Source organism: Nitrospira sp. CMX1, assembly GCF_054902215.1.
In genome coordinates this window covers 76,836-92,036 of the sequence record NZ_JBUBKD010000024.1, presented here as the reverse complement: position 1 = coordinate 92,036, position 15,201 = coordinate 76,836, and the positions used below count along the sequence as shown (strand labels likewise).

The 15,201-nt window shown below is 53.7% G+C and carries 12 protein-coding genes; 4 read left to right on the top strand and 8 right to left on the bottom strand.

What is annotated here, in order from left to right; genetic code table 11:
* Window positions 1–78 precede the first annotated feature (78 nt).
* The 8 genes from ACYX34_RS07215 to ACYX34_RS07180 all read right to left on the bottom strand — a co-directional run bounded on the left by ACYX34_RS07215 (window position 79) and on the right by ACYX34_RS07180 (window position 11,435).
* Window positions 79–2,433, bottom strand: a complete 2,355-nt coding sequence (locus tag ACYX34_RS07215) for an ankyrin repeat domain-containing protein (RefSeq protein ID WP_462075876.1) — start codon at window positions 2,431–2,433, stop codon at window positions 79–81.
* Between the two features lie 114 nt (window positions 2,434–2,547).
* Entirely contained in the window at window positions 2,548–3,942 is a 1,395-nt protein-coding gene (locus tag ACYX34_RS07210) for a toll/interleukin-1 receptor domain-containing protein (RefSeq protein WP_462075875.1), read from the bottom strand.
* 63 nt (window positions 3,943–4,005) lie between these two features.
* Window positions 4,006–4,869 (bottom strand): hypothetical protein, encoded by an 864-nt coding sequence (locus tag ACYX34_RS07205; protein ID WP_462075874.1) that lies wholly within the window; start codon window positions 4,867–4,869, stop codon window positions 4,006–4,008.
* A 153-nt stretch (window positions 4,870–5,022) separates the two neighbouring features.
* Complete coding sequence (locus ACYX34_RS07200) at window positions 5,023–8,205, bottom strand: alkaline phosphatase family protein (RefSeq protein WP_462075873.1); 3,183 nt, start codon at window positions 8,203–8,205, stop codon at window positions 5,023–5,025.
* A 627-nt stretch (window positions 8,206–8,832) separates the two neighbouring features.
* Window positions 8,833–9,222, bottom strand: a complete 390-nt coding sequence (locus ACYX34_RS07195) for a type II toxin-antitoxin system death-on-curing family toxin (protein WP_462075872.1) — start codon at window positions 9,220–9,222, stop codon at window positions 8,833–8,835.
* Window positions 9,223–9,225: 3 nt separating this feature from the next.
* Window positions 9,226–9,498 (bottom strand): AbrB/MazE/SpoVT family DNA-binding domain-containing protein, encoded by a 273-nt coding sequence (locus tag ACYX34_RS07190; RefSeq protein ID WP_462075871.1) that lies wholly within the window; start codon window positions 9,496–9,498, stop codon window positions 9,226–9,228.
* Window positions 9,499–9,720: 222 nt separating this feature from the next.
* Complete coding sequence (locus tag ACYX34_RS07185; RefSeq protein ID WP_462075870.1) at window positions 9,721–9,927, bottom strand: hypothetical protein; 207 nt, start codon at window positions 9,925–9,927, stop codon at window positions 9,721–9,723.
* 77 nt (window positions 9,928–10,004) lie between these two features.
* On the bottom strand, window positions 10,005–11,435 hold the full coding sequence (locus ACYX34_RS07180) for an SAM-dependent methyltransferase (protein WP_462075869.1): 1,431 nt from the start codon (window positions 11,433–11,435) through the stop codon (window positions 10,005–10,007).
* 144 nt (window positions 11,436–11,579) lie between these two features.
* Here ACYX34_RS07180 and ACYX34_RS07175 point away from each other — a divergent pair, with 144 nt between their 5' ends.
* From ACYX34_RS07175 to ACYX34_RS07160, 4 genes are all read left to right on the top strand, one after another.
* A complete protein-coding gene (locus ACYX34_RS07175) occupies window positions 11,580–12,143 on the top strand; it encodes a hypothetical protein (protein ID WP_462075868.1) in 564 nt (187 codons plus the stop codon).
* Between the two features lie 115 nt (window positions 12,144–12,258).
* Window positions 12,259–13,068: a glycosyltransferase family 2 protein gene (locus ACYX34_RS07170; RefSeq protein WP_462075867.1), complete on the top strand. Its 810-nt coding sequence runs from the start codon at window positions 12,259–12,261 to the stop codon at window positions 13,066–13,068.
* Window positions 13,058–13,348 carry a lipid-A-disaccharide synthase N-terminal domain-containing protein gene (locus ACYX34_RS07165; protein ID WP_462075866.1) on the top strand — a complete coding sequence of 97 codons (291 nt, stop codon included), beginning with the start codon at window positions 13,058–13,060 and terminating at the stop codon, window positions 13,346–13,348. Before ACYX34_RS07170 ends, ACYX34_RS07165 begins: the two co-directional genes overlap by 11 nt.
* An 87-nt stretch (window positions 13,349–13,435) precedes the next feature.
* Window positions 13,436–15,160 carry an ArnT family glycosyltransferase gene (locus ACYX34_RS07160; RefSeq protein ID WP_462075865.1) on the top strand — a complete coding sequence of 575 codons (1,725 nt, stop codon included), beginning with the start codon at window positions 13,436–13,438 and terminating at the stop codon, window positions 15,158–15,160.
* Window positions 15,161–15,201: the final 41 nt, after the last annotated feature.

The window sequence follows — 15,201 nt, the reverse complement described above, 5'->3', positions numbered from 1 at the left end:
CTTGCCTTATAGATCAGCCAGGTAGAGCAAAGAACCGTGAACATACCGTGCGCTCTTACACATTGAGCTGGCGTCTCATTATTCCTTCGCTCCGCGAGATCGAAGCAATCGAGTAAGCGTAATATTCTCGTTTTCTATAGCGATCGCAAGTGGGGTCTTCGAATTATTATTGGTTGCATTGATGTCTGCGCCATTCATAATAAGCAGTTCCGCAATCTCATTTCCCGCTGTGTTCTCCTTCTCGTCCGTGAACCTGCGACCCGCCAAATCGTGAAGTGGCGTATCTCCACGGGTATCCTTGGCATTTATTTCAGCCTTGGCCTCTATGAGGAGTCTCACCGTCGCCGCTACGTTTTTTGCTGAAACAACGACATCGTGTAGCGGTATTCTTCCTCCGCTGTCCGCAGCATTTACATTGGCGCCCTTGTCTAGCAGAAGCTTCACGATCTCTATCATGTCGATAGGCTTTCCAAACGCTTCACCACCAACAGCATAATGTAGGGGCGTTCGATGGGAGTGGTCTGTGGAATCTAGCCTGGCACCTTTCATGATAAGGATCCTCACCTGATCGACCCTTCCTCTGCGTACTGCGCTGTGAAGAACTGTCCCGCTGCTCAACCCCTCACCAAAATTTGCGTCGGCACCTGCCTCCAGAAGCGATCTACTTATTTCAGGATTAGGCGACATCTCTAATAGGGTTTCTCCGGAATCCGTTCTCACCACATTTATATCGGCACCTGCTGCTATAAGAGCGCTCACCAATTCAGCATTGTTATGCGAGACCGCAAAGGACAGCGGAGTGCTCCCAAAATATACCTTCTCGTTCAGACTTGCTCGGGCTGCAATTAACACTTTCGCAATCTCTACGGCTTTACGATCTACTGCTATATGCAGAGGAGTCATATCGTGGTAGCCTTTGGTGTTGACGTCTGCACCAGCCGCTACCAGAAGCTTCACAACCTCAAGCGCATTTTCCTGAACTGCAATGTGCAACGGAGTTTCATTCAGGTAGTTCTTCGCGTTGATATCGGCACCTGCTGCCAGCAGAAGCTTCACACCCTCAACGGTATTAGACTCTGCCGCAGAGTGAAGAGGTGTCCATTTGCCACCGACAGTAACATTCACAGCCGCTCCAGCTTCCAACAACAATCTCAGAACCTTCACCTGTCCAAATCTGGCTGCACTGTGCAGAGGCGAGAAAGATATCTCGCTTATCACATTCACATTCGCTCCGGCTTTTAGCAAGATTTCCACGACCTCCACGGCGCCCTTCTCCATTGCTTTCTCCAATGGTGTGTAATTTCCCGGGAAAGCCCCAACCGGATATTTGGTTACTGCATTGACGTCGGCGCCTGCTAGGACCAGGACACGTGCGATCGATGGGTGGCCATTTTGTATCGCCCAGTGCAACGCTGTCATTTGGTTTTTGTTCTTGGTGTCTATTCTGGTTCCAGCTTTAATTAGCAATTCTGCGCTCTTGAGCTGCCCGGATTCCGCAGCCCAATTCAATGGAGAATCGCCATCCTGGTCCGTCGCGTGCAGATCCGCCCCTGCACTCAACAAGATAGGGATGATGTCTACATGTTTTGTAGCGTAGTGCAGCGGGGTCGAGCCGTGATCAGTTCTTGCATTCACATCAACCCGACATGTATCCGCTAGCAGGTTCTTAATCGCTGTCGCGTCCCCGTGATATGCTGCTTCGTGCAAAGGCATCCATCCCTTTGCGAGCTGAACTCGAAGCTGTACCGGATAGCCCCACCGCTGGACAATTTTCAGAATGGCATCTATCTTTGCTACCCGTCCGAATGGTGGTTGATCGGCTGTGATCATTCCTATAATGTTCGAACTCTCGTCCAGTAAAGCGCCGCCAGAATGACCGACACTGATAACCGTCGATTGAACCATCACTTGGTCTCCAACGACCTGAGCGACCCGATCAGGGACAGCTGGCATGACCCATGGCATCCCATTCGGGTTACCCACTGGATAGACCGCGTCGCCGCGTTTCACATTTGTTTGCCCCAGGCGATCCATCCGTAATGCACAGAGATCAATTTCGTCTGTAGTCGTCCCTTCGACACTCAATACCGCGAGATCTAACTCCGAATCGACTTGTTTCAGTAAATTCGCTTTAAGAAGTTTTTGTGGCAAAGATTTTAGTCGGACCTGTAGATCTCGAGCTTCCTCCTGACCTTTTCGGACAACATGGTTTGCGGTTACAATGTAGAGGCGATTTTTCTCCCTGCCGAAAATAATTCCGGCCCCAAAGGTCTGTTCTGATCCAAGCTTCCCAGTGATCATCACAATCAGTTGCGTATCTGAATCTGGCTCCTGAGCAGCCACCTGTGCGCAGGCCATATCCACTCCGATCCACAGGAGGAAATAACTAAATGCAAGCGCGCTAACTCCCATCTTCGAATGTGAGCCCCTCATCCTCACACCTCCCTGAGCCACACTGGCTGGCCACAGTTTCAAACCATCGAAACTAGCTACATACGCTCCAGATGAAGATTTTTTTGATTGTACCCATCGCGATCAATCGGATCATCATTGCCGACCCCACCACCGCACACTTCCCATCACCAACAGACCCAGATATGACGCGATAGTCACAAGGAGGAGTATCCGGTGCTGAGCCCATAGCCACACGAGCTGTGTCGGCATCACACTTTTGCACACACCGTTGGAACAGGTTGTCATCCCCTTAATCCGTCCTTGGAACTGGATCCCCAAGCTGCCTTCATTCAATTGCAGCGTCCGGATTTCTCCCTGCGATTGTTCAAACCGAATTTCCTCCCCAGAACGTAAGGTCACTACCTGGCCACCCAGCAATTCAAAGTTGACCGTTCCTGAACGCACTGTTGATATTTCTCGGATAGCTGTTCGCTGAGCTTCAATCCGCTCATCGACTCGAAAGAGTGCGACCTGACTCAGAGCGAGAGGGGCCGGCAACAGGTTCGTTAACGGCTCTGGAAGGGTGATATCCAGATCAACGCCGCTTGCGTCTGGCTGGAGGAGGATTGGTTTGGGTGAGTCAAAGTCAATGGCTTCATTGGGATTACCGGCAAGCAGCACCTGGAGCAGCCCTTGGACGTTCACTCGGAGTGGGCGGGTGGACCCTTTAATGGATACTCTATACTGGTAGGGGTCCGTTCCAAGACGGACTGTGACGTCTGTCCCACTCGGAAGCAACAGTGGGGCAAGGGTTATCGTCCCCTGGCGAGACGAACTATCCGAGATGAGTCGGAGGACCTTTCTGCTCTCATCTGCTTCTCTCGGCTGGTCAGGTCGCCCCCGTACACGGGGGAGCTGGATCCCCTTGAATCCGGATGCTCCGAATGTCTTGAGGATCAATGAGTCGGACAGTTCCTGTTCCTTTGACAAGACGAAACTGAACTCTGAGAGGTTGGCGTCCAACGCAATCTCTGTTTCACTAATCGGGATGTAGGACAGAAGGATTCCTGCTAGCAAGGGAGATAGTGAAATGGTGCGCAGCAACCACCGCTTCCACAAGACTGATGGGGAAGGGGGCAACGATGGAGGCGGAGCCGGCTGTTCGAGTTTGGCAGCAATGCTTCTGACCAGCGCATCGAAGTGCTGATCTGGCTCGACTCCTCGCCAATTGGTTAAATCGGCTGCCTGAATCAGATTAAACGGGGGTGGAATCTCGATCTTTTCCAGCAAGGCGGGGACAAGAATATTTTTTTCCCGACCTTTCTCTGCTTCAGCACGAACCCAACGAGATTTTATGGAAGCCTTTGACCAAAGCACAACCACACATTTGGCTTCGTTCAAGGCCCTCTCAATGTCCTCATCCCAATACGTGCCCGCCTTGATGTTGGAATCCCACCAGACTGACCACCCCCGTGCGCTTAATGCCTTTGCGAGGGACTCAACCTTTGACCGATTCCCTCTTTTGTAACTAAGAAAAATGTCGATCATCTTACTATTTGATGGCCGGTCAATCTAAAGAGATGATTCGCCCTCCCCTCCGCAACGCTATCATCACCCTGGATGATGGAACCAGAATTCGACTGTGGCAGAGCCTCCAGTTTTTAGTGTGGCACCGATTTCCAGGTAGTAGAGGCCCGGGGCCTTGAGACCAGAGATTGAAATATCAATCGGCCTATCAGCAGGATAGTAATTGTTGCCCAGTGCGATGCCATCGCGAAGAAAGTTCTCGGGATGCCCATTTGTTCCGACTGTTGCGAGGCTGACATAGACTTCGGACAATTCGACTCCAGGGAGAAGAACGGCCGTATAGATGCCTGATTGGCTCACGGCTTTTGTTTGATTAATCCGGAGAGGAAGATAAACCTCCTTTTCAACACCCCCTATCGAATAATGAGTCCACCCAACTACACCGATACTCTGTCTTGGGATTGTTAAAGCAGCTAGGAGGCCTACTGGCCAATTGAATATTTGGGCCTCTGGAGAACGAACGGTATCCATTCGGTAATAAAGCTTACGCTTCAACCCATGCGCTCGAAGTCTGATCTGTTTACTGCCGAAGGTCCTCCATTCCACCACCAAATCCTTGTTCGAGCTATGATCGAACTCTCCAAATGCTTCAGTAAAAGAAGCCACCAATAAGGTCGTGCTGGCAACCTGTTTGATGTACTGGCCCTCGCAACGGTCTCCCCGCTGTCGATACCCATAGGGGTTCTCGTTGGGCTGTTCAAGACTGGGATCGCAGTCATCGTTTTTGGCGAATGCGACAGACATCGTGCTGGTGATCGACCAAATCAGGATCAAAAGAAAACCTGCGGCGAGACAAATCGTGCACCTCTTGGGCGTGCAAGGATGAAAAACCGCCTTGACGAGGCGTAGGACAGACTGGAGAGCCAGCACGAGTTTACCAGTGATCATGTTTGTTCACGAAGCCATGGTGATGCGTGGGAATCATCTGGCTATATGCGCCAGCGCAGCTGGCGCAGTTGTTACTCCGGCAAAAGATGAAGATGCCAGCCATCATTCAGTTCCGACAAAATTATTCTGCTGTCCTATTGCTGCTCTCCTCAGCTACCGTCGAATCGGGTACCGATCCCGCAGCGTTCGCATGATCTCCTTAAAATCGTCTCGATCCGGTGCTAAAGCAGCACGCTTCTTAAACGCAGATCGTGGTGCTGGTGCAGGGGGTACGGGGATGCTCGGGGTGTCCTGCCGAGGGGTTGCGCGGAGCACCATCGATATATCGTTTGCGGCTGCCACACGTTCACCCAAATCCGGGGGATTAGCGCTCATGAACCGCCGAGCAATCGTCTTGGCGATCGACGTATGATCGAACACCACGTCGCTCACCGTACCTTGATCCACCCATGGGGAAATGATGAGGGCCGGGACACGCACACCATAATGATCGATACCCGACACTGGTTTGGCATTGGTTCGATAGCGAGGGTCCAGTGGGTTGACATGATCATAGAATCCGCCATGCTCGTCATACGTGACAATGAGTAGCGTCTTCTGCCAGTTCGGCCCACCAAGTACTGCATTTATCACTCGACCTATCAGATTTTGTCCTGCCGTAATATTGGCAGGCGCTCCGTCGTCATTGTCCCCACCGTCTGGCTCGTCGATGAAGTTCGGATCGATAAACGACACGGCCGGTAAGGTTCCTGCCTGCGCACAAGCGAAGAACCCCTTTACAGGATCATCCGCATCAACGATGTAGTGATCATCTAGGGTATACTGCTCGTACATCCGTAGGGAACAATAGCGATGTTCATAGAAATGCCAGGAGACAGCATGGTCCGTGAGATGGTGGAAGATGGTCTTCGTCGGCACCGGCTTGAACTCACTGCCCGTGAAATTATCGAATTGAAAGTTACCAAACGAGTCGCGATTCAGCCTTCCCGTCAACGTATAAAAGCGATTGCAAAATGTGGGGCCGGGATGCGCGGCAAACCATCGGTGGCAGATGAGAAATTCCCGAGCCACGGCGTCATACACAGGCACATGGCTCGCCGTGTGATACCCCATAATCCTGCCAGGACTGTCGACCGTGGGGTACTTGCCGATGAAACTTTTCACGAAGCCATCCATCTTGCCACCGTTGATCTGGTTCTCAACGGGAAGGTGACTGTGATCGGGACTTTCATTGAAGGAGGTGTCTGGGAGCGGGAAAGATTGGTAGCGGTGCCCCCTATCGTCATCATTGACCTCACCTCCACGCAGTCCGTCAATATCGATGCGCTTCTTACCATTACCATGTCCCTCCTTGCTCAAGTAGCCAAGCATGTGATCGAAGGAGCGGTTCTCCATCATGAGCACTACGATGTGATCGATGTTTGCGAGACGGCCCGGATCGAGTGGAGGCTGTGGATGTTCTGGAAATGGCTCGAGTTGACCCGGTGGGATAATGTAGCTAATAGTGAGTGCCTGTTCATCGCCTGTGACTCCCAGAACGGTGAAATCTCCGCCAACGAGCCACCGTGTTGCCATACGATTAAGGAATTCGCGGTTTTCCTCCAGAGCATCCGCGATCTTGCCATTAAATTTATCTTCGACTCCTGAGGCAAACACCCCATCTGGCAAGCCAGACACATTGACCGAGACATCTGTCTTGATTAGGCCCTTGTCTGTTCTAACATCAACCAAGCCAGCGTCACGATCGTGTTCTAACCGAAACCCAACACGAATATTGAAGCCATCGAAATCAATATCCGGAAAGTTATTGACGATCATCTCAACGCCATCGACCTCGAAATCGATCCTTACTTGTATGCCAACTGGTGAGCCAGGAACAACATTCGCTGCCAGAGTAGTGCTGTTTACGTCAGAGAAGTGAAAATCGGGATCGGGAGCCAAAGGAAGAGACACTTCGAGCTGCCCAAGATCCTTAGGTTGGCCATCACGCAATTGAGACGTGTAGCCTTTTGACGGATCATCGAACAGGACATCGACTGTGCTATGACGGTGATCACCACTCCCAAGGTTATGGAGCCGTACCTTAAACAATGGTCGGGACCGTTGATTGAAAAATATGTCGAGTTTACGCTGCAAAAATTCCGATGACAGCACTTTCTTCTTGATAGCAGAAGGGGGGCCAACATCCTCGCGCACGAATTGCGCTGGTTGAAAGGTACCATCGCCATTGCTCAGCGCGACCCAAGGCCCGTCATCGTTGCCGAACGCGATGATGTCCGCCTTGCCGTCGCCGGTCAGGTCGGCGAGTAGCCGGAGATGCTGATCCACCCGCCACCCCTGCTTGACGCCGAAGCCCTCGAAGAACTTTGGCTCCCCAAAGGTGCCATCGCCCTTGCTCAACGCCGTCCAGACCCCGTCGTTGCCAAAGCCCACGATGTCTGCCTTGCGATCGCCGGTCAGATCCGCGACGAAGCGCGGATGCTGCTCCACCCGCCAGCCCTGGTTGACGTTGAAGCCCTCCAGCACCAGTCTCGGCGCTTGAAAGGTCCCGTCCCCGTTGCTCACGGCAGTCCAGACTCCATCGTTACCGAACCCCACGATATCCGCCTTGCGATCGCCGGTCAGATCGACGACGAAGCGAGGATGCTGCTCCACCCGCCAGCCCTGGTTGACATTGAACCCCTCCAACACAAGTTTCGGTGCTTGAAAGGTCCCATCGCCGTTGCCGAGTGCTGTCCACACCCCGTCGTTGCCGAACCCCACGATATCGGCCTTGCCATCGCCGGTGACATCAACCACGAACCGAGGATGTTGCTCCACGCGCCAACCCTGATTGACGCCGAAGTTCGTGAGCACGAGTTTCGGCGCTTGAAAGGTCCCATCGCCGTTGCCGAGCGCCGTCCACACCCCGTCGTTGCCGAACCCCACGATGTCCGCCTTGCCATCGCCGGTGACATCGACCACGAACCGAGGATGCTGCTCCACCCGCCAACCATGGTCGACGCCGAACTCCTCCAACACTGGCTTGTCCAAGGCGAAAGTCCCATCGCCATTATTCACCGCCGTCCCGACCCCATGGTCGCCGAAGCCGATAATGTCCGCCTTGCCATCGCCGGTCAGGTCGACCACCAACCGGAGGTGCTGTCCCCTGTGCCAGCCTTGGGAATTGAAACTTGTCAGGACCATGTGCGGCTGACTGAACGTACTTCCATCTATATTCACCCCGACCCACACCCCGTCGCGGCCGAAGCCCACGATGTCCGCCCGGCCATCGCCAGTCAGATCCGTGACGAAGCGCAGTTCTTCGGGGCTCCAATTCTGACCTGTCCAACTCATTGGCCTCTCCTCCTCGGTGAAGTCATGTGCGATGCCCTCCATCCTCTCATCGCCATCGGTCGCGAACATGCTCATTGCATGACTGATACTGCTTGAAACAACAGACCTCTCTCCGGTAAGGCAAGGCATGTGCCCGACATATCGAGACGGTCTGTCTGCTCATTTTCAGTCCGTTAGGACCATGCGTAGTTCCACATGGCCCTGCATCCTACATGGACACCTGTATCTAATTCTACTTGTACGTATCTATTTGGATACACCCGCTCAGTTCCGATCGAAATCGTGCCTTCGCCCAGATTGCCTAGACATCATAACGAGGAACGAGGGTGTTCTGCAGGGTTAGACACAGCCATGTGTGGGAAACACTCAAACAGGACGTGCATTTATGGCGACGCCTATGGCATAGCTCCTGGAACGTGGTTTACTGATCGATTGGGTTGGGACTGGAGGGCTACGTTGGAGCGGAGGCTACCCGCGTGTCGGTCGTACAGCCGCTGGTTTTTCTGATGAGTAGGATCCCGGCTTGTCGAGGAACGTCGGTCCACAGAGCATGGCTTCCACGTTCTGGTGCGTTATGCCGAATTGATACATCCGAAACTCAACATGACAGAGTTATGAGCACCGAAATTACTGATGAGAATGTTTACGGAAGAACTCTGCAATGACTGATTTGTCGATCTGCCCTTGAGCCGCCTTCAAGACGAGCGATTCGAAGGGGGATTCATCTGCATCCAAGGTGTGCCCGTTGAGTTTCAAAAATACGAATGCGGCCATGGTTCCCGTTCGCTTGTTCCCATCGATGAAGGGATGATTTTGAACAATGTGGTACAGATAGGCTGCGGCCATTTCAAAGAGGTCGGTATGGAGATACTGACTCCCGAAACCCGCTTCAGGCATTCCGATCGCGGATCGCAGCAACTCAACATCACGAACGCCAAGACTTCCTCCATACCGTTCAATCTGGTCGGCATGGATATCAATGACATCCTCCACCGAGAGAAATCGCGGCTCACCCATGAACTACGCCAACCTTTTCAGCATCTTTCCATACCGTGTATTGCCTTCGTCCAGCGCCGCACGGAACCTCTTCTGGCGAGCATTGCCCTCGGCAGGTGTGACAATGAGGCACTTCCCGTCTGTTTTAATGCTGAGCGGCGTCTCTGCGTCAATGTCCAGCAACTCAAGCACGCCTCGATCGATCACGAGAGCCAGACTGTTGCCGTGTTTGGTCAATTTTTTGATCATCTTCACACCTTCCATCAGTAACACAATGATGATCCATCGTATCACCATGTTCAAGCAGGGTAAAGCCTGAACAAAGAGACGATTCGCCGCCCGAGGAGGCAGACTGCTCTTGTTTGATGAGGGGTGTGAATACAAATATTTTCAAGCGGCCATGCCGATGAGACTCTCCAGCGGGATGTGCAGTTTGCGGTGAAGCCTATGGATTGTTTCCTGGAAAGCGGTTGACGGAGTTATTGGATCTCAACGAGATTATCTACGCCGGGGTGGAGGCTACCCGCGTGTCGGTCGTACAGCCGTCGGTTCCTCTGATGGGTGGGATCCCGGCTTGTCGAGGAACGTCAAGAGGCCGATCAGAAACACACCCGAGATCAGCCATGCGCAGCCAACGAGCCATCTTCTTTGGCAAAAGGACAACAGCCCCATGAGAAACACCACGGTTCCCACGAGTCCGGCTAAGCCTGTACCGAAGGAACTCATTGCGTCCTCCGTTTGAGTTTCGCATTCTGGATGCTTCCGCACTCAGAATGCAACCGCGTTCCAATCCGCGCTGCCTGTTACCGGCAAGCGAAGTGACAATATTCGACCGGGCTGGGAGGAGCGCTCATGGCCATTGCAATCGTGTCAGGATCATAGCCGATGACTTCTAAATCCTTCTGCGCGCGCATAAGTTCCTCCTCACTCAGATAGGCCACCGTGTCGGGGATACCGGTCTCTTTCAATGAGCGCAGAATCGCCCCCAAGGTCTCCCGCTCTTCCGGTGGAATATTGGTGCCGAGCGGAAACACAAGCCGACGGTGATAGGGGCTTTCGAATGTTTCGTCGAGCGCTCGGATGGTTTTCAGAACAAGACGGTCCTGCTCCCAGGCTTGGAGTTTCGGCCCAGCGGACGGATGGGTGGCTAAGAGATCCATCAGCGTGATGACGTTCGCGTTCAACGATCGCCCCACAAATTCCCGCTGAGGCTCCAAGGTTGTCTGCTTGAAGCCTAGGTGTTTCCCCACAGCCTCGACCAACGCAAAGTTGATCATAAAACTATATTGTCCACCGAACTGCCCGTAACAAGGTTTCTCCGGGTCGTTAAGCACCTTCATGTCACCCGTACCGGCATCGAACACGCTGAGTCCGACTGCGTCCGGAGCCAACAATCGTTTGGCCTCCTTCAGCGTGGCAAAAGCCCCGAGATTCACCGGCACTAAGACTTCCTGATCGATGGCCTGCAGAAATTCCACGATCGTTTTGCGGTAGGGCACATCCTTCCACTCAGTTTTCCGGTACTCCTTTTCCCAGACCAGTTCATCCAAGAACGGCGGGAAGGTCTTGAGTACCTCGAGATCCTTCTCCTGAAACGCCCGGACGAACCCAGACCAATCCTGAATCTTGGCATGGAGAAACTCGCTCAAGTTGGGCCGGATATACTCTTCCTCGATCTCCCCTCCGTGTTTCGCCAACAACTTCGTCGGCAGATCGTTCCACAACTCATTACAGAAGATGCGATCAACAGTCCCATCTCCCAGGCCCGCCAGATGCTCAATTGAACCGCAATGGCTGTCTACGCGATCCCGGTGGGCAGCCAAATCAGGATGGGCCGACGCGCCATCCAACACCGGCTGTTCCCAATCCACCATGACATACCGCACACGGGGGTAGATTGTGCCTTGTGTATCGAGAGTTTTGAGATGACCGAGAAAGCAGGCGGCCAGATTCCCATTGCCTGGACCGAGTTCCAGAACTGTTAAAGGTGAGGGGTGAGGTGCGAGGCCGGAAGATTGGCGCTTGCCGGTTGTCTCACGCCGCCTGACTTTTTCAAAGTAGTCGGCAGCGAGGGCGTGTGCCAGACGGAAATCCGCTGAGGCGAAGGTCTGATAGTACGATCGGAGCTGGTCTCCCCGTAACCCATAGAAAATCTGGTTGAGATGGGTCTGCCACTGGTCGAGTGGTTTGTATTCACCAATCAGTTGCGGAAGGGCGTCAGCGTCTTGCAGCATATTGTTCCATCACGATCTTGAATGTTGTCGAGCCATCGGACAAAGAGTGGCCGAAATCCTAACAGATGGTTGGAAAACGCCGCAATGGGCCGCTCACTTTGTGTTTTCTTGACAGCACGACAGCGAGGGGTGTAGCAGACAGGCATGGTCACTGAACGATCGACCGTTGCCGTCATCATAATCCTGGCAGCCTTCCATTGGAGCACGGCTGTGACAGGCGAAGACCTCCCGCTCACGGAAAATGTGCCGATCGCCGAGTTCCAGAACCGAACGGAAGACATCAAGACCTACGACTTTGACGCTCCTCCTCAGGGTCTGTTTCGTTCGATTACCCTGGCGGAGGATTTTGAGGAGCGCTTGGGTTTCCAGCGCACCCATGAGATCGTACCGCTCAACCCGACAGAACGATTCGCCACGGATACGGCCGCGGTTGTGATTGTCTTCGCCCTGCATCAACACTATCAGGCCTTTACGGTATTCGGCCGTTGTATGCCTGAACGGGTAGCAGGGCTCTCATCGGAGACCGTTGTGAGTGAGGATGCCATGCACATCGCCTTAGAGGATGAAAGCGGCTACCTCAGATTGTCACCACCCAGTGGAGGATGGAGGCCCGGACGGTACAAAGTTGAAATCCACACCGGCGAGCAAATCAACGAGATGAGCCTGATGGGCACGATGCGTTTCACCGTCCTGTCTCCCGGTCAATAACCCCCGTTCCTTCCACATCCTTGGATCATTCTCTTCTAGAGTTTGACCCCCTTTCCCCCTTCCGCTAGAATGCCCTGTCCAATAAAATTATTGCCTTCTCGAGTTTGTGCGCACTATGACCTCACCATCCCCTTGGGCCTCTGTCATCATCCCGATCAAGGATGAGCGGGAGAACTTGTCTCCTCTCATGGCCGGCCTGACGAACGTCATGGATTCGTACGAGCTCTCACACTCCCGTCCTTACGAAATTATTTTCGTCGATGATGGGAGCAGCGACGGCAGCAGTGAGGAATTAGACCGATTGGCCAAAGAAGACCAACGAGTTCGAGTCTTTCACTTCGACCGCAATTACGGCAAAACCTGTGCGCTGGAGGCCGGCTTTCATCAGTCGTCCGGCAAGATCATCATTCAGATCGACGGCGATCTCCAACAGGACAGCGAAGATATCCTCAAATTGCTTCCGCACACCGCGACGCACGACGTGGTGTGTGGGTGGCGACAACAGCGACAAGATGGTCTCGTCAAAAAACTCTCGTCGTTGATCGCCAATCGATTCCGAAACCATTTCACACACGACGGGGTCCATGATACAGGATGTCCGCTCAAGGTGTTCCGACGTCCGGTGTTGGAACGAATCCGGCTTTTCGAAGGCATGCATCGATTTTTCCCGGCCCTCGCGTTGATGCATGGGTTCACGGTCACCGAAGTGCCCGTTCGTCACTATCCCCGCATCCATGGAGTGTCGAAATATGGCATGGGCAATCGTTTATTCAAATCGTTGTACGATCTGATCGCGGTGCGGTGGATGCAACAGCGTGTGATCCAGTACAAATTCCGGAGCCAGCCACCGAACCCCTCCAGACTCAAAACGCTGCTGCAAGAACAGACCATGAGCATCTCCCTCCCAACACCTCATGACGACTGAAACCATCTGGATCGGGATCGGCTTCTTCGGCCAAGCCCTGTTTTTCGGCCGCTGGGTCGTGCAATGGATTGCGTCCGAGCGAACTGCGGAGAGCCGTGTGCCTACTTCATTCTGGTACATGAGTCTCATTGGAGGGCTGATTACGCTCACCTACGCCATCTATCGGATGGATCCTGTGTTTATTTCCGGTCAAGCCATTGGATCAGTCGTCTATGTGCGGAATCTTGTCCTGATTCATCGCGCGGATCAAACCAAAAACCACTCTCCGTCGCAGACATGACGGGTGGGGAAACAGACCACTTTTGATGCCTCTCTTCACCCACTGGTAGCGGCCACCCTCACAATGGATCGACTCTCACCCCAGCCCATGCCACTACTGCTCCTACTCCTTCTGTCTGGCCTCCTCTTTTTCATCGGCCTCGGAAACATGGGCTTGACCGATCGTGACGAGGGTCGCAATGCCGAAGCCGGCCGCGAGATGTTCGCTTCCGGTGATTTCGTCACCCCCACCTTCAACGGAGAACTCCGCGTCGCCAAGCCGGTCTTCGTCTATTGGCTGATGGCCATGTCCTACCACGTCTTTGGTGTGAATGAGTTCGCAGCCCGATTTCCATCCGCGCTGTTCGGAGTCGGCTTGATCGTCATGCACTATCTGTTTCTCACCCGACTACGCGGACCGACGATCGGATTGTATGGCGCCCTCATGCTACTGCTGAATATCGAGATCTTGGCGCTGGGGCGTATGGCCATCACCGACAGCGTGTTGATCTTTTTCACCACTCTGTCGCTCTATAGTTTTTGGCTCGGCCTTCACGAACCCGGCGCAGGTCGGCACTGGATCTGGGGGTTTTATGCGGGCATGGCCTTGGCCACCTTGACGAAGGGACCGGTAGGATTTGCCGTTCCGTTGATCACGGTCCTCCTCTATCTTCTCGCCACACGGAGGTGGCAGCTCTTTTGGGAACGGGGCGCACCTCTAGCCGGCATGCTGATTTTTTTCATCCTGGCCGGTCCTTGGTATGCTGCGATGTTTCTGATCCACGGAGATGCATACTCGACGGAGGCAAAAGTTCATACCGTGGGACGATTTCTCGCTCCGATGGAAGGACATGGAGTGGGCTGGTGGTTCTACTTTCCTGTGTTACTGCTCGGGTTTTATCCATGGAGTAGCTTTTTGCCAGCCGGGCTCTATCGCGCCTATGTCAGTTGGCGCACATTCCGCACTCAACAGAGCGAGCTCCCTGCACCAGCCGAATCGGCTTCTGACGATGAACTGGACTGGTTTATGGGGTTCTGGATTGTCGGCGTATTCATCTTCTTTAGCCTCTCGTCCACTCGATTGCCCCATTATATCGGCCCGCTGTTTCCCGCCTGTGCGATCCTTGCGGCCTCCTACTGGGCACAAGGATTACAGGATCCGGCAACGAAATGGCTGCGCGCCTCTATTCACGGTTTGATGGGCATCGGATATCTCCTCGCCGTTGGATTGGCCAGTGCTCCTGCCTTGTTCGCCAAATTCTCAGGAAAAATGGTGAAGGAATTCCCTCTCGCCGCTCAGTTTGATCTTGGTCCAGGGCCCTACGTGGGCTCGATGATCGTCGTGGTCGCCATGGGGTTGGTCGGATATTTCGGCCTGAATGACGAAAAGCGGGGGCTCGCCTTCGGTGTGGCTGGAGGGGCCTTGGCCAGTGTCTTTCTCGTAGCCATCCTGACCGTCGTTCCAGGGCTCAACCGGTATGCCATTGCGCCGCCGCAAGAGCTGGCCTATGCCGCCGGGTTGAACCTTGACGCAAAGGATCAACTCATCGCATTTGGCTCAACTCGCCCTTCTTTCGCATTTTACGCACGACGCACCCTGAGCTTCATCCCGTCCAATGAGCTGGACCGCTTGCGTACTGCGCTCGGCAAGAGCGGCCGCACCATGATTCTGCTGCCGGAATATCTACAAGATACCTTGCCAGAGGAGGCAGCAGGATTTCAGCCCATTCTCAAACGGTATGGCTTTCTCCTGCTCAGCAATCAGCCTGTCGTCGCTGCGCCTCAGGGCGTCGATACCGGTCCCCCTCAACCAGCCAAGACGTTGGGTCATTAGCCTTTCGCCGAATCGGTGATGAAAAGCTCTCTGAAGGGCAT